The organism is Bradyrhizobium sp. UFLA05-153, from assembly GCF_054185185.1.
This window is the reverse complement of record NZ_JBBIAM010000077.1, coordinates 26348-47113: the sequence shown is the minus strand read 5'-3', so window position 1 is coordinate 47113 and position 20766 is coordinate 26348. Positions and strand designations below refer to the sequence as shown.

The window sequence follows — 20766 nt, the reverse complement described above, 5'->3', positions numbered from 1 at the left end:
TGTACGGTTCACTGCGCTGCTGCATCACATCACCGTCGATCTCCTGGAGCAGAGTTACTGCTCACTTGAGCGAGACTGCCTCAAACCAACGGAATCACGGTTCGCGAGTCGCCTCAACCGGAGTTTAGCAACACAATCCCCTGCGACCAGACATCGTTACCGTGCGCAGGCATGTCTCAGACGGGCCGATTGTGTTGAAAAAGTCGAAAATGCCGCGTCAGCAAAATTCGCGCAAATGCGAACTGATCGCCGACTTCGGCTGGCGATGCCCGTGGAGGAGCCATCCACAGCATCAATAGGTGACATTCGATACGAAAGGAGCCACCAATTGAGGCGTCCTTGCTTTTAGGCCGAGCGCTTCTCAGTGCTTCTTTTCCCCCCGGATGGTTATCACCTCTACCCACGTCGCATCGCGCACGGTCACTTCACGTCCTGTGCTTTCAGCGATCCGTCGCGCGACCTCAAAAGCGTTTTCTTCATCGTTAATTTCCAGAACGACGAACGAGCGTGCATCCAGCGAAACGCCAGCGCCAGTAAGTATCATGTGGGACACATCGGTCTCCTTCCGATCTGAAGCCAATGCCTCACGGTCCACACCGGCTCTTAGGCACGCTGCTCCGTTCCGTTAGAGCTAGGGGCCAGGTGCGGGCTATTGAATACTTAGTCAGGAGGCAGCGCGCACCACTGCATCGGGGGTAAACGATTGCGACCTTGCGATCGAGTTGCCATAACTCGATTCCGTGACGATTGATCAGGCGCCGCGCGACCTTCACCGCCGCTTCATCATTGGCCGCCTCAAACGCCCACGCATCGCAGATGTGACTATCCTCGCCCAAAACGAATGCTCGATAATCGCCCATTGGACCGTCCCCGCATTAGGTTGGCGGCTTCAATGCCATGGACGACAGCCACTCGTTGACATGGGCGGCCGTCTCGGCTTGGCGCGCGCGGCGCAACAGCCTTTCGCGTTCGAAGCCTGACGGATTGCCTTGGGCCTGCTTGCGTAGACGCTCTGCCTCCTCGAGCAATCGCTGTTCAAGAGTGCTGGTTTGTTTGATACGGCGTCGCTTTTGCACGGCGCTGCTCCTTTCCATGAGAGGAAGGCGGGAGCGCAACCGGCGTTCTCATCACCGATAAAAGCCACGATCCGAGCGGTGATGGTCAAGCCTACGCCCGATAAATTCTGAGCGTGATGTCATATGTTAGGGAATATGACCGAATAAATCCCTGACCTAAGCCGATCATAAGCGGCGGTTCGGCACGGCTCTCCGGCTAGGGCCAGAAGCCCGAGAATGCATATGCCCCGTACCGGGAATAGGAACTCACTCGTTCAACGCCTACGGTATTACCCATACGCATTTTGCAATTGCTTCTCCTAATGATGCCGCCAGAAGAACAAAATCCGCCTCAAGAGAGACTGGTCCATGGCCGGGCGTCGCTTTAAGTCGAAATAACATTCATGGATGCTGCCTTAAATATCTCGACCAGCCTTGGGAATCGGCTTTTGGCGGCGTTGCCGCCAGCGGATATGGGCTTGCTTACGCCGCACTTCCAAAGAGTCTCGTTCCAACCCGACACTGTCTTAGTGCGGTCGGGCGATCAGCTCGACCAGGTTTATTTTCCCCATAGCGGCGCGATCGCCTTCATGCTCGATATGCCCGACGGGCAAACCGTCGCAACCACTTTGATGGGACGGGAAGGCGCTTTGGCTTCGCTCTCCGTGCTCGGCCCGTCGCTTTCATCCGTGACCGCGATCGCTCGCGTGGCCGGAGCAGCATCGCTGATTTCCGTCGCGAAATTCCGGGCTGCCTATGCGCAAAGCGAAGCCATCAGGAATGTCGTGCAGGTCCACGCCGGCGCGCTGTTGTTGCAGCTCCAGCACGTGGCCGCCTGCAATGCGCTGCATCGGGTGGATCGCCGCATGGCGCGGTGGCTGCTACAGCTCCACGACCGCGTTCCCGACGACGTGCTTCCGCTGACGCAGGAGGCGCTTGCCCAATTGCTCGGGGTGCGGCGAACGACGGTGACGCTGACGATGAGCAAGCTTCGCGCGGCGGGCGCCATCCCGTCCGACCGGCGCGGCTTTGTAAAGATCGACCGGGCGCGGCTCGAGCGCGTCGCATGCGACTGTTATGCGCCAATGCAGCGCAAAATCGATCGGATGTATTGCCAGGAATTGTCGGCGCCGCAACCTGCCCTTGCGCCGTTCCGGGAAAGCTCCATTGTCGTCGACGAAGCTGGCGGGTGCTGAATTCAAAGCCGCTTCGTCGGAGGGAGAATAGCGGACCTTGTCCGCCCGATCTCAAGATCGTTGTTGCCACTGGTTTGCAGCGTTTCCGGAGATTGAATGCGCGCGGTATTCAGTAGCCGATGCAATCGACGCCTACCGGATTTCCAGTTCCTTGATCGCCAGCGCTGAAATCTCTGCGGGGTCCTTAATGCCGGTCTGCGCAACTTTGATGATCGCCTTCGCGATCATTTCCGTTAAGGGATCGTCGCGATCCTTAACGCTGAGGGTATGCAACGCCTGCTCGTAAGCCTTTGTAATACGGGCAGCCGCTTTGGGTGCCATACCGTGGGTTTTGCAAATGTAGGTAGATCGGCATGTCTTGCCCTCCAAACCCGGCCTCGACGGAGGACATTAACCGCCTTTAACGGATGGCAGGCCGCTCCCGAAGTTGTCCGTCCACAGGACCTGCAAGCGGCTGGCGACGCACTCCGCGGTATGAGCCGGTGAGCCTGAGGGCCCGTCGGCTCCCGAGGCAGGTTCCCCGGCTGAATAGCCGCCGCAACTCAGTTCAGGTTAGCCCGACTTCAACCGCTGAGATTGTGCGCAACTCTCGCACTGGTCGTTGCGACATGCGGCGGTCAACTCGCTATTCGCGCTTCAAGGTCAGAATTCCAGCGGCGACGACTTGGACCTTCCAGGTTTTCTTTTGGTGCAATGCGGCTGCCGAGTTGCGAAATCATTCAGCGCCCGCGGAGGAGCTAGTTCAAGCGGATCTCATAGCGATGTTTTAGCCGGTCGCGCGTGGTCTCTGCGGCATGCTGCACGCGGGCGATATCGCAGCCCTCCTGTGCCACCACATGCAGCCTCCAGTTCATGCCGGGGCTGTCGCCTTGCTTTAATTCGATTTCAACGGAGACGACCTTTTCGGTGCCGGGAAAACTGCGGACCTCCTGCAGCGCGATACGCTCAAGATCGTCCTTCGAAACCAGCAATCTCGACACCGTCACCTCCAGGCAAGAACTATGGCGTTGAACCGCGCTCTTCCAACCGGGGCGCTAGTCCCAATGTTCCTACGCCGCCAATCTACTTGATGATGTCGATGTCGATTGAATTTAGGACTAGGAGATTCACCTATGAAATCGGCGGAACAAACGATGTCGGGAAAAATCGGCAACTAAGGCAGGGTCAATGCATTGTTTGGGGGCACCCTCCAATGCCGTCTACCATTGAAACACTCGTTTCCGTCCACGTGCGTTTGAAGAACCGGCGAGCGCTGGAGGATATGAGAGAGCTTCGGCGCCAGTTGCTGCAAAACCTCCAGTGCGCAGCCAGCATCGACCCGCGCCATGCACTAAAATATGTTCATGATGATCTGCGAGCGATCGAAGAGGGGCTGGAGCAGCTCCGGCCGCCACGATACCGCTGAGGCAGTGATCAAGCCGGTTCACGTTGGCGTTGCCTGGCCCTCGCTGAGTTTGAGTCAACAAAAAGCTGCGGCTCTCCACCTCCTAGCTATCGAGCACTACGACAAGGCCGCAAAGGCCGGGGTCGGCGAAGCACTACCCGCATCCCAACTCCCGATTCTGAACAGCGAAGATCGGATCAGCTGACCACCCACTGACCGAATCTCGCCCGGGAAATACTTCCAAACTCAAGTTGGGCAAAGCCCCGCAACGTTCCGCGCTGGAGCCTTTGGCTAATTTCGACCCGCAGGGCGCGGGCACCGCGTGCGTTCAGCCCAAAGGACCGCTGGGCCAGTTTCCGGGTGCGACGCCGGGGCCGGCTGCTCCCTAGGAGCCGACGTCTTTGAGCAACCGCACATAGGTCCCGCTCTCGTCCAGCTCGAGCCAGCCGCGATCGACCGCCACCTTGATGCCCGCACCGAACTCCTCGCCGCTGGCCTTCAGCGCGTACAGAAACGGCGCGATGATCTTCTTGATATGGATGCGGCCGTCCTGCACGGGCTCGATGCCGCTGGCGATCTCGATGAGCTTGCGCGCGGCGGTTTCGGGGTCTGCGCAAGCACAACGGTGGATGCCCGATAGGCCGAGCACCGCTGGCCCGACACCTTTCACCCAGTCGTGTATTGGGGTCAGCTGCCTGCGTGGGTCTACATCAAGACCGGGTTGATCGAGACGGTCTCTCGCACCACGAGCGCCACGAGAGCAGAGCCAAGTGCCAGTGCCCGACGGGGCCAGCGCCGACAGTGCCAGCGCCCTCGCGGCCAGAGAAAGCGAGCATCAACCTCCGCGCCCCACGCGGCGCAAGCGCTTGCGCCCGCGAGTGGGCGCGGTTTGTGTTGAGTAAAGACGGCTAACGAGGCTCCGGCGGCTCTTGCTTGTCAGCTACGTCGAGCGCGGCCAAGCGAAGTTCAAGCTCGCTGAGCCGCTCTATCAGCAAGTCCACGATTTCTTCGTAGTCAGATGGCGTCAGTGAGTGCACGCCGCGTAACGCCATTTGGTTCTGGAGGATCGTCACCATCATGGCTTTGACGCTCAATGATTCGCCCTCGTCTGAAAACTAGGTCGTCATAAAATTCAATCTGAAGTAGATGCCAAATAACGCCGATGCGCAACGCCCGTTAGACTACGGACAATGCATAAGAACGGCGAAGATGTTCGCAGCGCACAATGAGACGTGAGTGCCGTGCCCAACTTAATCCTGAGCAGGCGTAGAGGTTATCCGCTGGCAGGGAAGGTACCTGTAGACCCGCACGGCTCTGCGATCTCCGATCGAAGGCAATTGTCCGAGGAGCATCATTTCGCGCTCGCATTTCTCGCAGGCAGGTGGTCGATGGGTATTGGTTTGGGCTCGCATGGTAAGGAGCGCTACCCGATCTGCGACGGCGACACACTTGGGAAATCTACGGGGACGGGCTTAGACCAAAGTTCTGGCTGGTCCAATCGCGCAGCGTTCCCACAACGGTCGCGAAGACCCGTGAAGAAGGCAGCCAAGTTGGTCGGCACGTTGTTGCCTCCGAATATTTTGATCGCGCGTCTTGTTGCGGTCTACTTTATTCATAACCAATCGATCGGCGTGTACTTTAGCTCCCGCTGGTTCAATTCCGAACGAAGCAATTCAGCGTATGCGCGTAGGTTGTCACCAACACAGCGGGAACGTCCATCGCTCGCGCGGTCCGCCAGAATTTGACGCCGGACACTTTCCCAAAGCCACAGCAGGCCTTCATCTTTCGAGTTTGAAAAGTTCATCGCCCAGATCCACCCGCTGCATTGCAGGGCATCAACGTCACGCGGCTCATCGCCGGATGATTGTTCTTCATCTTGAGCTAACCTGATCCATGCCCCTTGGACCTCTGGCAGAAGATGATCACCTCAAGCCTTCGATGAGCGCCCGCCAGCCGAGCGCATCGTCACTCATCAGCAGCGAAACGCTGAGCATCGCCAAGTGGTGTGGTAGTTCGCAATCGCGACGGGTGTTCATATCGGTAACAAACAAGGCGGCTGCTTTTCTAAAATCGCCTTGGTCGAGATAGGCAAAGGCTCGTTGCTTGCAGCGCTCGACATATTTATCGCGCGGCATATCAGTAATCAGGGAGCGTTCCATTTTCGCCAGCGATCCCTCAAATCTAGCACAAAGAACGCTGATAGGATTGAGTGGTCGGCTTTGGCCCGTCTGTTCGAAAGGCGACAAACTGGCGCCTTTTGGTTGTAGTGTGGGAATTGAGACACAGGCGCGCGCCGCGCCCCCTATTCGGTCCCACCCTGCGATCCGATTTTTCAAGCCGCGCAGGCCGATGCTCCCAACGTGGACATCGCTGCGGTAGATCAGCCAGCTCTCCCCCTGGCGGGCGTCGGGTGAGAGTTGGCATGGCCCGATTAAAGCGCTGGGTGACGCCGCAGGCAAATTGTCGACCTGTTTGGGCTCACGGCCCCGCCAGGCTGCCGAGTGTCGTGGGTGTGGATAGGTCCGCTGGCAGCCAAAGGGCGCTGCCAAATATGCGGAAACCGGGCGGTCGCGCGTCCCCACCTCTCAAGGGTCGTTTCGCAGGACCCGCCACAACCTCACTACACGCTTCCATAGCGGCAGGGATGGAGGATCGTCTTGGCGGTCAGGAACGATCGGGGGCGCGCCGCCGTCCAATTCGGTAAGCCGCTCTACCAACCCTTGCAGTGCGACGGTACCGGCGCGACGTCGTCCGCGAGGGCGCTGCGAAGTTGCTCGCCAATCTCGTTGCAGATCGCCCGGCGATGCTCCGGCTCTAAGCCGGGGGATGCACCATGAGCGTAGGTCGGAGGGGTGTCCGCCATGACTGCCACCGTTGGCCTCGATGTGCATAGCCTCTTTGCGGTGCACGGGTCGCTGCCGCCGCCGTAGTAACGCGCAACGTACCGATCTTGATCCGTGGGGCAGAGACGGCTGCTCAAAGCAAACGTAGTTTAACGGCCGTGAGCGGGTTCCTGTGATAGGATATGCCCTTTCTCATCATGGGCTTCGAAGGGGGTGAGGAAATGTCGATCTACCTGCAATTACAAACCCACGACCTGGAGCGTAAAGAAGTTAGCCGCATCACGGCAGCTTACGCGCAAGCGCTCCATACTCTCTGCGTCAAGGATCGGGACGACCCGCTCACGGAAATGCTTGCGCACAAGATCATCCAGATCGCCCAAAGCGGTGTCCAGCACCCGGCGGAAATTGCGGCTCTAGCGATCAAGGAGCTTGAAATGCGGTAAGGCGGGCATCACCGTACTTGCATTGATCAGAGCGACCTTGGAGAGCCGGCCTTCAATTGGTGACCCGGCTTTGTACTGCGTCCCAGCAACGCTAAGCTGACCGGCAGCGTCGGCGGCACCGTAATCTGCTTGCAAGATGCGCCCCCGAACGCCAAAGCTCGCCTGGCGTGCGCGGGACGTCGTTGAGCCGTCAAAGAGATCAACCATCAGCGCCAACGTCCCGATCGCCGCCTCCCATTCCGGCGCGTCATGCCGGTGCTCTAGGTTGGTGATGAACGTGACGGCATCGTCTAGCTTGTACAGCTCTTCCAATCCGGTCGCACATCTGCCCTTTGTGCGCCCGATTTTGAACGAACGCGCCGGGTTGCCTCGCACGCGGAATTGAAGACGCGGAGGAGATCATCGTGACGAGGATAGCAAAGCTTATTGCAGTAGCCGCCATACCGGCATTGTTGATCGCAGGGTCCGGCCCACTGCTCGCTGGCGGAGGCGGCGGCGGAGGGGGCGGCGGTGCTGGCGGAGGCGGCGGAGGAGCCGGTGCTGGCGCTGGCGTTGGTGCATCCGGTGTTGGAGCCGGACATGGCGGGGCGAGCGGTGTTGGGCACGGCGGTACCGGGCATGGCGCTTCGGTATCGGGCGCGACTCCGGGGCACACGATGCAATCGGCGTTTTCAAACCCGCACTCGCGCGGCGGGCGTCACGGCGCGTCCGGCTTCAGCCCGGGACACACGATGCAAGCGGCGGTTCCGAATCCACATGACCGCGGCGGTCAACACGGCGCGTCGAGCTTCGCTCCGGGTCGTCAATAGCCCTGTCGCGAACGGAAAGCCCGCGGGTGAACCTTTAACCCCGCCCCGTGAACCAATAATAGCGTCATTCCTCCTAGGTTTGATGCCCCTACTTAGCCCGCCTTTTGTGCGTGACCGAAGGCGGGCTTTCTTCGCCAGTGTCCCTAACTTGCCAAAGCGAGTGTAGTGTCCCACCCAAGACACAAACCTTGGCATGGATCGTGCACACTAAATACTTATCGTGTTAGTTCCCTCTCGGGGCTGGAGCAACGTCGCCCGCACTCATTTCAAGCGGGCGGCGTTGTTGCGATTGTCATCCGCGAGCGCGCACGAAAGAGGCCAGGTCCGGGTTGGCGGGATACTGAGGCCTTGACGTCCCCATCCACCCATCGATGGCTTGGTGCAACACGCGTCGGGCGCCCACACACGCTCTAATTTTTTTGAGCGACGTCAGTAGATGAACCGGTGATGCTGCAGTCAAAAAAGTCGTACGCGGATGCTTGAGCAATAGCAGCTTCAGCCAACGCGCGACTTTCGTAAACAAGCGTAGGAACCCCGTTAGGAGTTGGCTTAACGTCCACGACTTTGCACGTCTTCGTCTCTTTGTCTTGAACGAGGTAATAGCTCGTAATACTTGGCTCGGCGACGACGGGAGTGGTGATCGTCACGGCGATTGTCGCAACTACGATGTAAGTAAAGCGCATGGTTATTTCTCCTCGCTAAGGGATGCGCATACGAAATATTCAGCCGTTGGGTGGTGTCTTTAATCTGACTCGACCACCCGTGAACCGATGTGAAACTGCTACCAGACCGACCCGTTTTTTGTTGATCCAGAGGGTGCGGTAGGTACTGCGTCGCGGCAACCATGGGCGAGTTAGGGTTTAACAGTGAGGCCAACGGTGGTCGGTGTCAGCCTCTCGGCGGTTGCCTGAAGCACTATCGAACGCGGTGTCAAAATCGCGATCTGAGTTGGAGAAGCAGGCATGCCCTGTAGGGTCAGCGCGGGAACGGCTGACTGTTCTTCAACATCGGCCGACCCCATGACGGCAACCTGATGTCGCGAGATCGGAAACCCCATCACTTCAAATGTTGGCAGCTCTGCGGCCGATGCTCCGGCGGTTGCGGCGACGGCAGCAATGCCTGCGATCAGAGCAAGACGTGTCATGCTAGATCCTCCCCTCGAGAAACTGATACCCACTACAATTCTATCGATGAAGTGGAGCCCTAATTCGCCGTCGTGGGCGGGTCGGGGACAGGGGAATTTCTTCTTCGTTTGTTTGTTCTTTTGAAAAGCAGAGGGAAGGCGCAAACGGTGCCTACGATGATGGTGCATCGCCTCTGACTACAGAGGTCACAAATTCAGTATTGAACTTAGCGCTATTGGCGGCGGCCCAATGTGAACCTCTTCACACACCGGAAGCTCGAAAAAGCCATCAGGTGCTCTTCCGATGCGAATTGGAACGCAGCCCAAAACCGCTAGAGCTTTAACCGCTAGAGCTTTGTCGTGCTCTTAGCAGCCTTCTGTTTCAGCAGGATTTCGTTCTTCAACCAAATAGAGCGGTCCCGCGGCTAAAAATCCAACCACAACGCGAAATGACTAATCTGGAGATGCAGTCGCCGTTGGGTGCAATCGGCTCCAGCGCCCGAGACGCATGGAAGGCGTCGTTCGCGGAGCTGCGGGCGATCACATCAGGTCTGCTGCGGGGCATAGCGCAGCGGACGGTGAGGTGACCATCTTCTTAGTACGGCCAGCGATCTTCCTTATCCGCACCGCGCATCACGATCTTAAGCGCATCATCCGGCAACGCTCGCCGGAATGCCTTGGCCTCATCCCACGGCGCGCGCATCCAGACATCGCGCTCCTCGTCCGTCGTCAGGATCACTGGCATTGCCTTGGGGGCAGCGCGACGATCGCATTCGGTGTCGTCGTCAGGAAGCCGTAGACCTGATGCGGCCCCGGCACCGGCTTGGACTTCGTGGCCCGGTCGCCGTTGAACCGCGTGGGTGGCGGCAGACAGCCATCACCGGGAAAATTATGCAACCTGCCCATCACTGACACCGTTAAATTCTGATTTATGGATGGGCGGCGGCAGGTAGCCAGCGACGGGAAAACTATGCAACTTCGGCCAATCGGCAGGAACCGCTCGTGAACGATGCGTGAACTTTATGCAGTTTCGGCTGGTGCGGTCGCTATGGACAGCGGCGAAACTCTTGGCGGGGACCAGACATCTGTTCTCTGGCTTGAGCCACCCGCCAGTGCGGCGACGACGTGTTGCGTTTTGGTGACCGGCGGCCCGCCGGTGCGCGGTGGCGGCGGCATGCCCCAGCGCATCAGTACCATCTCGCGCTCGCCGTCGGCGTTGCGCACCACCGGAGCCGGGTAGTCTGGAAATACACCCGGCATCGGAGGCAGGTCGCCGACATATCGGTTGATGACCCGGAATAGCGCGATGATCGCGGTTTGGTTGGTGGTGATGCTGTAGAGGTTGCACATTAAACCGATTCTGTCCCTTTCGCTAACTGGAGTGACCTAATGCTATTTCTAGCTTTCATCACCTTGAGTCAGCCTACGTCGTTTTTTCATCGTGTTGCCTGACGATCTCTGTCATCCGATAAAACCGATAGCTCAGATGAAATCCAAGAAAAACCCAAAAGACCCACCGATCATTGACCAAAATGAGAACACTCCGACGACGCCTTCAAATATCGTGTACAGGCCAAGAAATCCGATGATGTATAGCGAATAGAGATATGGAAGAAGTCCGAGCTGAACTAGGAGAGTCTTCCGCCTCCGCTTGCGATCCACTGATACAAGAAAAAAGTAGGTAAAAAGACCTACCGAGGCAGCAACGCCGCCTAGAACTGGTGCGTAAGTGTAAAAGTAGTGATCTAGAGACCAGCCCCATCGAATGAATCCGACGATACCGTAAATCATTACAACAAGAATGGGCACTTCGATTCTGGCAGCGACGATATCGCCTTTCGTACCCCTCAGTTCGGGTGCAACAGTAAAGGAATCCATTTTAGATGATCCCCTTCTAGGCATCGCCAGCAGCCGGCTTGGCTAAATCAGATTCACCGCTCCCCCGGCCACCAATGCGATGGCGGATCGCTCGCCGAGATCTTGGTTCTCCGCAGCGCAACGAGGTGGCTTCTCTTGTACGGATAGCCGAGCACTTCTGAGCAATCCTTGCACCGCATGTAACGCTCCAGTTCATGGATCGACGTTGTCTTCGGTCGCCGCACGATGTCCAGGGCGACGGTCTGATTGGTGTCGCAACCGAGGCATCGGACTTCAAGATAGAGGTAACCCGCGTTGAGGGCGTCGCCCAACGTCGGCGACGGCTGCGCCGGTCCCTGGAGGGCCAGCATCCGCTTATTCCACGCCTCGCAGGCGAGCCGGTCGGCTTGCTTGCGTGCTTCCGCCGCCCGCTCTGCCGCTGCCCGGACCGAGCCGCCGTAGATGGTCTCGCGCGATTTGGTGCCCATGCGGGAGAGGATGCGCTCGCGCGCGCGGGATCGGCAAGCCGCTACGGATTGCGGTGGACAACACGACGGAGCACAACGGAGGCGACGCAATCTCAGACGCTCTCGGTTCGCTGCGTCGCGGCAGGGTAACTCACTTCCGCTTCCGGCGGCATAGCGGACGATGCCTGGACTTGCCGCTGGCTCAGCCGGTCGCGAATGCCCCTGAGCGCAACTCGTATTGATCGCCAAGGCAAGCGGTGAGGCTTTTCTGACCCGGTCTGCTATAATCCAGTGCTGACGAGCCGTCGGAGGACCAAATGAGACGCCGCGATCTCATTGCATTCTGCGCGGCGGGTGCTCTCGCGCCATTCGCCGCCTCCGCGCAGCAGCCGAAAATGCCGACCATCGGCGTTCTGGTTGTCGGATCTCCCGCCTCGGACCGCTTTTGGCGGCTCTTTCAGCAGGATATGCGCGAGCTCGGCTACATCGAAGGAAGAAGCGTTCGATACGAATTTCGATCGGACACGGGGGAGGCAAGCCGGCTTCCTGCTTTGGCTGAGGAGCTGGTGCGGCTCAAAGTGGATATCATTGTGGCCTGGTTCACGCCGGCAGCCCTCGCCGCTAGGCAGGCAACCCATCAGATCCCGATTGTGATGGCACTGGTGGGCAATCCGGTCGAAACGGGGCTCGTCGTGAGCCTCGCCCAGCCGGGCAGCAATGTCACCGGCATGGCCGCCATCGGCGCGGAGCTGGCGGGCAAATTAGTCGATGTCGTCCACGAATTGATGCCGGCGGCGCATCGCATCGCGGCCCTGACCAATGTGCCCGATCCCTTCTCAAAGCCATTCTTACGCCGGATCGACAGCAGCGGGGCAGCTGCCGGGATTACGATCGATCCGATCATGATCGACAGCAGCGCGGAACTCGAAGCTGCCTTTTCGGCATTGGAGAAGGGGCAACCGGACGCACTGATCGTCCAGCCCAGTTTGCCGATCCGGCGGGTTGCCGAACTGGCACTCCGATATCGGGTGCCAGCGGTATCCTTCATTCGGGATTTCGCCGACCAGGGCGGCTTGCTAAGCTATGGGTCCGATGAGGCCGACGCGTATCGGAAGGCCACAGTCTACGTCGATAGGATACTGAAAGGGGCCAAGCCCGCCGACCTGCCCGTGCAGCAGCCAACGAAATTCGAACTCGTGATCAACCTGAAGACGGCAAAGGCGCTGGGCTTTACCGTGCCGCAATCGTTCCTCATCCGCGCCGACGAGGTGATCGAATAGGATTCGCTTGCCGCGACGCATGAGTCCGCGTCCGCGTCGTCGGTCGCTGCACGGCCTTGGTCACAGCATGAGCATCTCGAAAGTCATTCTTGTGTCCCTGTCGAAACGGGTTCGCATATGCCGGAGGAACTTGCTTCACGTCGTGGCCAAGCGCCGCGAGGTCCCGCGCAACGTAGTGTGCTGCCATCCCCGCTTCGATGCCAATTAAGCAGGGTGGGAGGTTCGCAAGCCTTGAGGTAATGCGCCCGCGCGAGACCCGCTCTCGCAACACGATGGCACCCAACGAATCCAGGCCGATCATGTGAAGTGTGTTCTTGCCCATATCAATTCCGATGGTGGCGACTGCGCGAATGGTGGACCTGCGAGGCATGGCGGTGCTCCTGCTCCTGACAAGCCCCCCACGCATTCTGAGAGCTGTTGGGGGCGGGAGCGCGGCCGGTCCATCCCATTCGCGTCATTTCGCGGCGATGCGGAATTTTCGTCCCAGCGGGGCATAGCGGACACCGAGTAGGGCTGTCCTGCAACTGCAACCACGAATTTTCTCGCAGCAGATATTTTCAGTAAGGGCGGTCGCGCGTACCCGCTTTTCCTGCGCGCCGCAAAGGACCCGACGTCTGGCTTGAGGACGACCCGCGCCGGAACAGGGGCAAGGGGCGCGACCGGGTTTCGACTTAGCCGGACACTGTGGGCGGACGTCACTACGCCGCGAGGCGCGGCGCGCGGCGACACAGATCGGCAACGTCAGCCGAGACCTCCTCAAGATCGTAAGGCTTCTCCCATCGTCGCACATGCTGGAAGCGCTCGGGGATGGTCTCAGCACCGTAGCCAGTCGTGATAATGAAGGGCTTTCCGACACGCATGAGTTCGTCCGCGACCGGAAGAGATGAGCAACCGCGCAGATTGAGATCGACCACGGCGACATCGAAACAATCGTGCTCGACAGACATCGCGTCGGCGAGTTCAGTGACCGGCCCGACCACATGAGCGCCGAGCGCCCGGAGAGCGTTCGCGAGATCATCTCCGAGAAAGTACTCGTCCTCGATGATCAGAATCCGACATTCCTTCATAGAAGGTTCGCTATGGTGGGCCATCTGTTCCACCTTTCAATGCGTCTGCCTCGTTATGACAAAGGCCGACCCACGATAGCGTTCCGCACCGCGGTTCCGTCACCAAAGGAACGGTCGATGGCGGAACCGCGCTCACCTTGAGTAACGCAGGGGCTTGTGGCGCTGATGAAGGACACCCATCAGTTGATACTTGCGATGCTTACTCTGGTCTGGGCTGGCTTGATGCTGGTCGCTGGTCAGCTTTACATGGAGTACGGAGAGGCACGAGCGCCCACAGTTGCGATCTCTAGTTCCGATCGGAACGCTCAGTTTTTTCGACGGGAAGACCGGATTTCGTTAAGGCAAAGTTGGCCGAGCGCGCCAGACCAGGGGAACTGAATGAACGCAGCGCACGTTGATCCCGCATGCTTTGTCGAGAAGAACTTCGACCGCTGGTTATGGTGATGGCAGGTCTCGTGCTTGGTTTGGCTGTCAAGGAGATAAAGCTCAGTCACCACGCCGCCGTTCAGGCACCAATCAACTACGCGGCAACGGAATAGTGCACGCCTCGCGCGCGGCATCACTGTCCATGATGTCCACATCCATCGTTCGCGCACCGGGAGCGGCGCCGGCGAGATCGCGAGAATGGGCGAGGACGGTGCGGGCACGCGATAACTGCGTCTTGTGAAAACCCAATTTCCCAGTTGCGCCACGCAACTGGGAATCGTACGGCCGGGGTCGGAAAAACCTCACAGGCGGGGCTGCGAACCTCGGGGCGATGCACTGATGTTCCGCTTGACGGATACAAGGTGTAATGTTCCCCCTTGAACGCTAGAGCAACCGGGAGATTTTTTAGAGCAAAGCGTACTTCGCGACGGGAGGACGTTCGTGAAACGCCACCGGCTAAAGACGCTGGGCGAGCGACTAATCAAGGAAGCTAGAGCAACAAGGGAAAAGGCAGTTCAATTGCCGCCCCAAGGTACGGAGCGGAAGGGAGAGGATCTTTTAAAAAAAGACCCGCGAAGCCGATATCACTCCACGGCCTGAGACGGTTGTAGCAACGATCATCCGGAGATTGCGCACCATTTTGCAGTTGTGAGCAAGGAGACTGCGCCTTGAACCCTCTTTGCAAGCTCCTCCTCTTGAGCGCTCTTGGCCTTCTGGCAACGCTCGTCCATGCCCAGGAGGGTGAGCAGAACCAGGCCGCTCATCGCCACCATCCCGCTCAGGATCAGCTTCTGCACGAGAGGTTTTATTCGACGTGGCACATGCCTGATAATCCGGCGTTCAGCTGTTGCAACAATGCGGACTGCTACCCGACCGAAATCAAATCTGTCGACGGCAAGATCTATGCGAAGCGCCGGGAGGACGGGAAATACATTCTGATTCCGTCCCAGAAAATAGAGCGGAACAGGGATAATCCCGACGGCCGCAATCACCTTTGCGCTCCGCCGCCGGGCTTCGCGAAGAACCCCGTCGATACCGTCTACTGCTTCGCGTTGGGGGGCGCCACATGAACGGGGTCCCGGGTTCGAGCCCCAGCGTGCTCACCAGTCACGCGGACTTTCTGGATCGCGGCCGAGAGGCGACGAGCGGGCGATCAGTGCTGACGGTCTCTGTCATCCAGTTCGCCCCTTGCTAAATATTGATTGATCCCCCATCAACGACGATCGTTTGGCCAGTCATAAAATCGCTGTCCTCTGCGGCTAGAAAGATCAACGCACCAATCAGGTCAGCGGGATAGCCGTCCCGTTTCAGTGCTCTGCTCTCGACAGCCGGATCGCGGGCAACCGCTCTGCGACCTGAATTGGCATGGGTACCTTCGGTCTGGATAAGTCCGGGTGCCAAAGTGTTCACACAAATATTGTACGGGCCGAGTTCGCGTGACAATGCCCGCGTAAATGCAACGATACCGCCTTTCGAGGTGACGTAATGCAGCATCAGCGGCGCACCCTTGTAAGCCGTGCCAGAACTGATGTTGATAATCTTGCCGTATTTCCTGGCGATCATCGCTGGCGCAGCATGCTTTACCATCAAGAAGGGTCCGCGCAGGTTCACGGCCATGACCTTGTCCCACTGTGCAACTTCGATGTCTGAAAATGGGATCGGAGGAAGGCTCGAATAGATCGCGGCATTGTTGACCAGAATATCTATTCGACCGGCGCTACTTAGAATTTCCGAAACCACGCGTTTGACAGCCGTCTCGTCACTGACATCGGTCAAAAAGCTTAGGCAGGCAATGCGACCGACACAGGCATTGACTGCCTTGGCCGCTGCATCGCAGTCTCCGATGTCGATAATAGCCACGGTTGCACCCTCTCGCGCGAGAGCCTCCGTGTAGTGGCGGCCGATGCCGGTTGCGCCGCCTGTGACGATCGCCGTCTTCCCCTCGAGCTTGCCCATAGTGACATCTCCAGCGGCAATTCAATCACCCTGTCGCCTCTGCAGCAAGGTGGCTCGCGGCTCGCCTCTGGTTGGTGGCCGTCGCGTCATTCCCTTGCGATGCGGAAGTTGGTCGTTACCGGGCGTAGCGGACATTGAGTAGACGCGTCGCTTCCCTGTAACTGCGACCATAGGCTTTCGCGTGGCTCGATCCTCACTGAAATTGGACAGACGGTCATTTTTCCTTCCTTCCTTTCCTGATCTTTCCCGCGGCAGTAGGGCGGGCTTCGGATAGACCAAACCCAATGGGGCCGACTTCATATGGCGGCTAGGCGGTAGGCGGTGCGAACGTGAGCGTCGAGAGTACGGTTGGTGACTACCTCGCCGCAGAAGCAGCGCGCAATCCCCTCTGACCGCTGTGTGGGCAGTGGCAGCGCCGGGTCGCGCATCCTTCCAGGCGGTCCAGTCGCGTTGCTGGCGCCAAGCCTCGTAATCGGCCTCTGTGCGCTCTGCGCGAAGTGATGGACCGTAATCCCGTTGCAGGTGACCGTGAGCCAGCCGGGCGGATCTATGGCCGGCGCGGCAACGACTGGCAAATATTCGATTGCGGTAACTGAAAAACAGGAAGAGACTTTCACGGTCGGACCCAACGAGCCCCCACGGCTATCACCGAAGGAGGAGGGAATGACCGCCCATAAAAATTACGGATGGAAGCCGCCCACTGCCGCCCAACGTGAGGCGCAAAGGGTCTTCAAGGAAACCGATGCCAAAGTAGCGATGTCCGAGTACGAACGCATCCAAGCGGCGTTTCATACAAACCGCGAGAGGTTAAAGGCTGAACGACTTGCTCGCGAGGCCGAAGCGGCGGCCCGGAAGCACAAAAACCTGATCACGGCCCACTCTCCGAATGTGCACGGCGGTCTGCGGCACCGCTGATACGAGCATTCAAAATTATCAATCGGAAAGGGCAGGCGCTTGCGAAGTGCAAACCGGCTGAGTGGTTCGCTTTTCGCCCTCAACCCGATCTCGACCAGCCGGCGGATGGCCGCAGCGTCACCAGCTTGCGCCCATCTACCTTGATCGGATCTTCGAAAGGTCGTCCCCAGCCTCGATCGCTCACAGATGAAACCTCCAGCCCCGGCGGGGTCGCCATCTCTCGACAGTTGGCCCCTAACCGTGCGGGTACGCAGGTCGAGCATCAGACCATCCCGCCCGGCTGATAGAGAGTTCCTGGAATTGGCGACAACACGAATCCGAAATTTACGTAAGTGATGAAGTTAAGGACGCGAACGGCCGCGTGTCTCTGTGCCGTATGTCGGTAGATGACAGCAGTGGTTTGTTGTCCACAGTGTCGATCGTGACACACCGCATTGGGGCGACTCGTCGTAGGCTTTTGCGGCGTCCTTCATGGCGCTTTCTCCCTAGCCTTGAGCCCGTCGCCAATGGCGGGCTTCCTTCGCATTGTTAAAGGACCGCTGGCCAGATGGTTGGCCCGTTTCATGCTTTCCCAAATTTGCCAACGGAAGGGCGGGCATGATTGCTGAACACTTCTTGATCTGGGCTGCGCTGTTGGGCGTTTTCGTCTTCTTGGCTTTCCATTCGGGCGGGCGGAGGCGCGGGTAACGCTTGCTGAGTTTGGCTGCAGTTGCCACGAGCCTTTCTACGCGGTGAGGGTCGCCTCAGTTGGCGGCCTCAGCCTTCAGGAGCCGCACATAGGTCCCGCTCTCGTGCAGCTCGAGCCAGCCCCGCTCAACTGACGGGCTAGCCGGCGAATGGGATTGCGTTCAATCCGTGACCACTGATGCAGTCACACGCTTCACCGGTTTAACGCGATGGCAAAACGTCCTTCCTCTTGAACGGCGATTAAATGGATCATTCACCGAGCATTCACCAACGGCGCTCGCGGCGACTGGCAGTCCGATGTGTTGAACAATACGTAAGGCTTCGCTGAAGGCCCGGCTCGACCTAGAAGCGCGGCAGTTGAGCGATGAGGCCAAATCCTTTCCACCAGGGCACAAGCGAGACAGTCTGCTTGGGAAGGACCGCCAGAAGGAAACTACTAACTTTGCCGGGTGGCTGATATCGCCGCGCAACGACTAGGGCACTCCGGCGAATAGTACCGTCAAATGGGCGGCCCCGGACCGATCTCCGCTCCCATTGGCGTCGTGTGTACATTGCGAAGGAGGGACTACGATGTTGGACCCTGCCGCGCTGCGCGAAGATCTCGCCGCAATGGAAAAGCAAATCCGGTTTAGTCCCAACGACTATGATCTAATCAACAAATACCTGACATATGCTCGCAAGGTGCGTGAGATCGAACATTGCGAAAACGGCTATGTGACTGCACGGAGGAAGCATCAAAATTAAATTCCCGGTGCGCGAGGGAATTGTAATCGCGCAGCAGAAGTTTCTGAAAGCCTCACTGTTACAGAATTTCGTTTCTCAATTGCGGGCAGGGTGGACTGCAAAGAATAGGCCCCAGCTTCGGGGGATAAGCTGGGGCCTTCATCACGCAGAGATGGTGCCTGTTTGTCAGGGGCAAGCACCGAGTTGGCAACCTGCTCCCGAAGTCTTCGTTCCTAAAGCAGTAACCGAAAGAGGGCCCTAGTGGCGGCTCCTAACAGGAATTGGCGGCTAACTTATCGACGGCGACAGAATCCGGGAGCGCTGGACAGTCGCAACCGAGGTCCAGCCCGCCGGTCTTTCAGTATCGCCTCCGGCGACGAGTCGAATCGTCTGGGCTGCCGGGGTGAATGGCGCCCTTTTGCAATCCGCCAGCCGAGCCAGTTGTGCCACCAGCCCCGGCTCCAGAACTAGTAGTCCCGGCGCCTCCTGCACTCGACGACGAGCCGCCCATGCCCGTCGATCCGCCGGTGCCGACCCCAGCGCCTGCACTACCGGATCCGCTAGATTGGGCATATGCAACGCTAGCGGCCCCTGCGAGTACCACAGCTGGTAGGACCGTAATAATTGTCTTCCGCATTCTAGGCTCCATGGTTTTCCGAATTTGAACCAATGGAGCCGTCAGCTGGACGTTCCTAACATTCAATCTTCACGATGGGCGGGCCTGCACCCTGTTTGATCAGTTGTATCAAAAATGACGACACGCTGGAGTTTCATGGCTTATTCTTGTTTTCTTTAACGCAGGTTATCTCTCCCATGCCGCCCCTATGGAGGCTCAGGATTGTCTGGTTTGAATTGGGCACACCCAAATTGAACCACGCTTGATCTGTCAGCGTTCCGGAAACCCGACCAGCCTTGCAGGCGTTGCTAGGGGGCGCGTGTTTACGGCGCCGTACCCCCTTCACGGCGCCCCGCGCCCCGTCGCCGCCCTCCCATCGCCGAACACTGGGGCGGCGGCGGTGCGGCACCGCGCAACCAACCCTTCGGCATCGGGTTATGGAGAAGCGAGGTAGCACCCGCACGCGACCACCGGAGAGCCCCGGTGGTCGACGGCCTCGAGGGCGCCCGGGCTGACCGAGGAGGGCGGGCGCGCCTCGAGGGTCGGAGGGCGGGGCGCTGCCGCCTCAAGGCTGACTGCGACTGCTACGTTCCTCACTGCTAACCGTTAGCAGTGAGCCTCGCACCTACACCACCCAAGCCCCGCGCGACGCACGGCGGAACGCCAAAGCCCCACCACGCGTTGCCAGCTGGCGAGCGGGCGTCCTCAATCCCCGAGACCCGTTCGCGGTCGCCGGGCGCGGCGGGCCGGATGTGCTCCGCGGTCAAGGCCAGGCCAGCGCCCGGCACCGCCTGAGGGCCGGGCGCGGAGAAGGCAGAAATATGCGAGATGTGTTTGTCGTGCGGAAGGTCGACCGCACTAAGCCCGATATGCCCGAGGTATGGGTGTATGAGACCAGGGCGAATGCAGAGGCCAAGCTTGAAGACCTCACACTCGACGAGTTGTTTGGTGAGGGCGTCATCGAGCTCTACCGCATCGAGACCAAGGAACCGACCGTGCACTGACGGCCAAACGGGTGCCGGACTCTGGGCACCATCCCGGCGGCGGGCCGGGCTCGCGTCGACCGGTGCGGCGGAGGGTGCAGGAATTTTCCCGGGCGCGTTGGGCGCGTTAGCCCGAGCAGAGGGGGAAGGCCTGCAACGACCTCAGGTTTAGAAATAGACCAGAGGCAGAAAAACGTATGTCCACCAGGCGAAGCCGGCCAATCCGGCCAGGACGAGCATATCGTGGTCGCTCATGGGGATCTCCGAGAGCAGTTTCGATTACCTCCAAACCAACGAGCGGCGGTGCGCGTTTCAATCGCGCATCAAATATACATCAAAGGGGGAACATTTTTATGCCAGCCGCCGAGATCTCAGCCGCTGCCCGATCGAGCGACTCGAGCGGTTCGATATCCAGAGCATAGCCAGCGCTAGGCATTCGCGGGCCGAGGAGAGGATTTTTATCTGGCAGCGGCGCGTGTGTTACGGCCGGTTTGCAGCGGAGCGGTGCTAAGGTTCAGGTGTTCGAGTAATTTCGATATTGGATTTGGAGGTGCTGAAGATGCCGATTACGGCCAAGTTGGAAGAAATACGTGATGAGGGTGACACCCAATCTTGGGGTGCGCTGAGCTTCTTACAACTGCCCGCGCCGGGTGATCGAATAGAGGTGCATAGGGGCACGGCATATGCGGAAATGAGCGTGTTGTATGTGCTGCACCGACCCGTCCCGGAAGGAAAGGGCGAGCCCGGAGCAACTGTTTACGGCCAAATTCAAATAGCCTAGCCAGGCTGCCACGCCGCGCGCTAACTCACGCGTCGCCAGTCTCGGACAGACGGTCCATGGCCGGAACGCACGCTGTTCAAGATTAACTCGCATTGCGGGTATCAACGTTAACTCGCGATCCAACTTCGCTCACGTCCGGCTCAATACTACGCTGA

24 protein-coding genes and 1 pseudogene are annotated in these 20766 nt (G+C 59.0%); 9 read left to right on the top strand and 16 right to left on the bottom strand.

Translation table 11 applies throughout. The features are described from left to right. Window positions 1-361 precede the first annotated feature (361 nt). The gene (locus tag Q2941_RS33960) at window positions 362-544 is read right to left on the bottom strand and encodes a hypothetical protein (RefSeq protein ID WP_458195166.1); all 183 of its coding nucleotides are present in this window, start codon (window positions 542-544) and stop codon (window positions 362-364) included. 331 nt (window positions 545-875) lie between these two features. After that, window positions 876-1076, bottom strand: a complete 201-nt coding sequence (locus tag Q2941_RS33955) for a hypothetical protein (RefSeq protein WP_254097572.1) — start codon at window positions 1074-1076, stop codon at window positions 876-878. Window positions 1077-1459: 383 nt separating this feature from the next. Here Q2941_RS33955 and Q2941_RS33950 point away from each other — a divergent pair, with 383 nt between their 5' ends. Beyond that, window positions 1460-2251: a Crp/Fnr family transcriptional regulator gene (locus Q2941_RS33950; RefSeq protein ID WP_458195165.1), complete on the top strand. Its 792-nt coding sequence runs from the start codon at window positions 1460-1462 to the stop codon at window positions 2249-2251. Between the two features lie 132 nt (window positions 2252-2383). On the opposite strand, the gene Q2941_RS33945 is transcribed toward Q2941_RS33950, so the two are convergent. Continuing rightward, on the bottom strand, window positions 2384-2572 hold the full coding sequence (locus Q2941_RS33945) for a hypothetical protein (RefSeq protein WP_458195164.1): 189 nt from the start codon (window positions 2570-2572) through the stop codon (window positions 2384-2386). Window positions 2573-2988: 416 nt separating this feature from the next. Continuing rightward, window positions 2989-3231, bottom strand: a complete 243-nt coding sequence (locus tag Q2941_RS33940) for a hypothetical protein (protein WP_458195163.1) — start codon at window positions 3229-3231, stop codon at window positions 2989-2991. Window positions 3232-3588: 357 nt separating this feature from the next. On the opposite strand from Q2941_RS33940, the gene Q2941_RS33935 reads away from it, so the two are divergent. Beyond that, a complete protein-coding gene (locus Q2941_RS33935) occupies window positions 3589-3840 on the top strand; it encodes a hypothetical protein (protein ID WP_458195162.1) in 252 nt (83 codons plus the stop codon). Window positions 3841-4020: 180 nt separating this feature from the next. On the opposite strand, the gene Q2941_RS33930 is transcribed toward Q2941_RS33935, so the two are convergent. The 4 genes from Q2941_RS33930 to Q2941_RS33915 form a co-directional block, all read right to left on the bottom strand. Further along, window positions 4021-4284: a hypothetical protein gene (locus Q2941_RS33930; protein ID WP_458195161.1), complete on the bottom strand. Its 264-nt coding sequence runs from the start codon at window positions 4282-4284 to the stop codon at window positions 4021-4023. Window positions 4285-4543: 259 nt separating this feature from the next. Further along, on the bottom strand, window positions 4544-4729 hold the full coding sequence (locus tag Q2941_RS33925) for a hypothetical protein (protein WP_458195159.1): 186 nt from the start codon (window positions 4727-4729) through the stop codon (window positions 4544-4546). Between the two features lie 518 nt (window positions 4730-5247). Further along, window positions 5248-5439: a hypothetical protein gene (locus tag Q2941_RS33920; protein ID WP_458195158.1), complete on the bottom strand. Its 192-nt coding sequence runs from the start codon at window positions 5437-5439 to the stop codon at window positions 5248-5250. Window positions 5440-5557: 118 nt separating this feature from the next. After that, on the bottom strand, window positions 5558-5794 hold the full coding sequence (locus Q2941_RS33915; protein ID WP_458195157.1) for a hypothetical protein: 237 nt from the start codon (window positions 5792-5794) through the stop codon (window positions 5558-5560). A gap of 866 nt (window positions 5795-6660) precedes the next feature. Between Q2941_RS33915 and Q2941_RS33910 the strand changes: the two genes are divergently transcribed. Further along, the gene (locus tag Q2941_RS33910; protein ID WP_458195156.1) at window positions 6661-6921 is read left to right on the top strand and encodes a hypothetical protein; all 261 of its coding nucleotides are present in this window, start codon (window positions 6661-6663) and stop codon (window positions 6919-6921) included. On the opposite strand, the gene Q2941_RS33905 is transcribed toward Q2941_RS33910, so the two are convergent. The 6 genes and pseudogenes from Q2941_RS33905 to Q2941_RS33880 all read right to left on the bottom strand — a co-directional run bounded on the left by Q2941_RS33905 (window position 6892) and on the right by Q2941_RS33880 (window position 11198). Then, window positions 6892-7233: a hypothetical protein gene (locus Q2941_RS33905; protein WP_458195155.1), complete on the bottom strand. Its 342-nt coding sequence runs from the start codon at window positions 7231-7233 to the stop codon at window positions 6892-6894. The genes Q2941_RS33910 and Q2941_RS33905 overlap by 30 nt on opposite strands. A gap of 907 nt (window positions 7234-8140) precedes the next feature. Beyond that, window positions 8141-8413: a hypothetical protein gene (locus Q2941_RS33900; RefSeq protein WP_458195154.1), complete on the bottom strand. Its 273-nt coding sequence runs from the start codon at window positions 8411-8413 to the stop codon at window positions 8141-8143. Window positions 8414-8583: 170 nt separating this feature from the next. After that, the gene (locus Q2941_RS33895) at window positions 8584-8874 is read right to left on the bottom strand and encodes a hypothetical protein (RefSeq protein WP_458195153.1); all 291 of its coding nucleotides are present in this window, start codon (window positions 8872-8874) and stop codon (window positions 8584-8586) included. A 574-nt stretch (window positions 8875-9448) separates the two neighbouring features. After that, a pseudogene (locus Q2941_RS33890) lies at window positions 9449-10203 on the bottom strand (SOS response-associated peptidase family protein). Window positions 10204-10335: 132 nt separating this feature from the next. Beyond that, complete coding sequence (locus Q2941_RS33885) at window positions 10336-10731, bottom strand: hypothetical protein (protein WP_458195152.1); 396 nt, start codon at window positions 10729-10731, stop codon at window positions 10336-10338. Window positions 10732-10784: 53 nt separating this feature from the next. Further along, on the bottom strand, window positions 10785-11198 hold the full coding sequence (locus Q2941_RS33880) for a hypothetical protein (RefSeq protein WP_458195151.1): 414 nt from the start codon (window positions 11196-11198) through the stop codon (window positions 10785-10787). Between the two features lie 296 nt (window positions 11199-11494). Here Q2941_RS33880 and Q2941_RS33875 point away from each other — a divergent pair, with 296 nt between their 5' ends. Continuing rightward, window positions 11495-12457, top strand: a complete 963-nt coding sequence (locus tag Q2941_RS33875; protein WP_458195150.1) for an ABC transporter substrate-binding protein — start codon at window positions 11495-11497, stop codon at window positions 12455-12457. 698 nt (window positions 12458-13155) lie between these two features. Here the strand turns inward: Q2941_RS33875 and Q2941_RS33870 are convergent. Continuing rightward, window positions 13156-13548 (bottom strand): response regulator, encoded by a 393-nt coding sequence (locus Q2941_RS33870; protein ID WP_458195149.1) that lies wholly within the window; start codon window positions 13546-13548, stop codon window positions 13156-13158. 1070 nt (window positions 13549-14618) lie between these two features. On the opposite strand from Q2941_RS33870, the gene Q2941_RS33865 reads away from it, so the two are divergent. Continuing rightward, window positions 14619-15020, top strand: a complete 402-nt coding sequence (locus Q2941_RS33865) for a hypothetical protein (RefSeq protein WP_458195148.1) — start codon at window positions 14619-14621, stop codon at window positions 15018-15020. Window positions 15021-15141: 121 nt separating this feature from the next. On the opposite strand, the gene Q2941_RS33860 is transcribed toward Q2941_RS33865, so the two are convergent. Next, entirely contained in the window at window positions 15142-15906 is a 765-nt protein-coding gene (locus Q2941_RS33860) for an SDR family NAD(P)-dependent oxidoreductase (RefSeq protein ID WP_458195147.1), read from the bottom strand. Window positions 15907-16569: 663 nt separating this feature from the next. Between Q2941_RS33860 and Q2941_RS33855 the strand changes: the two genes are divergently transcribed. From Q2941_RS33855 to Q2941_RS33840, 4 genes are all read left to right on the top strand, one after another. Next, a complete protein-coding gene (locus Q2941_RS33855) occupies window positions 16570-16821 on the top strand; it encodes a hypothetical protein (protein WP_458195146.1) in 252 nt (83 codons plus the stop codon). Window positions 16822-18078: 1257 nt separating this feature from the next. After that, complete coding sequence (locus Q2941_RS33850; RefSeq protein ID WP_458195145.1) at window positions 18079-18252, top strand: hypothetical protein; 174 nt, start codon at window positions 18079-18081, stop codon at window positions 18250-18252. Window positions 18253-19668: 1416 nt separating this feature from the next. Then, window positions 19669-19851: a hypothetical protein gene (locus Q2941_RS33845; RefSeq protein ID WP_458195144.1), complete on the top strand. Its 183-nt coding sequence runs from the start codon at window positions 19669-19671 to the stop codon at window positions 19849-19851. A gap of 529 nt (window positions 19852-20380) precedes the next feature. Beyond that, window positions 20381-20611 (top strand): hypothetical protein, encoded by a 231-nt coding sequence (locus Q2941_RS33840; RefSeq protein WP_458195143.1) that lies wholly within the window; start codon window positions 20381-20383, stop codon window positions 20609-20611. The last annotated feature ends 155 nt before the right edge of the window (window positions 20612-20766 follow it).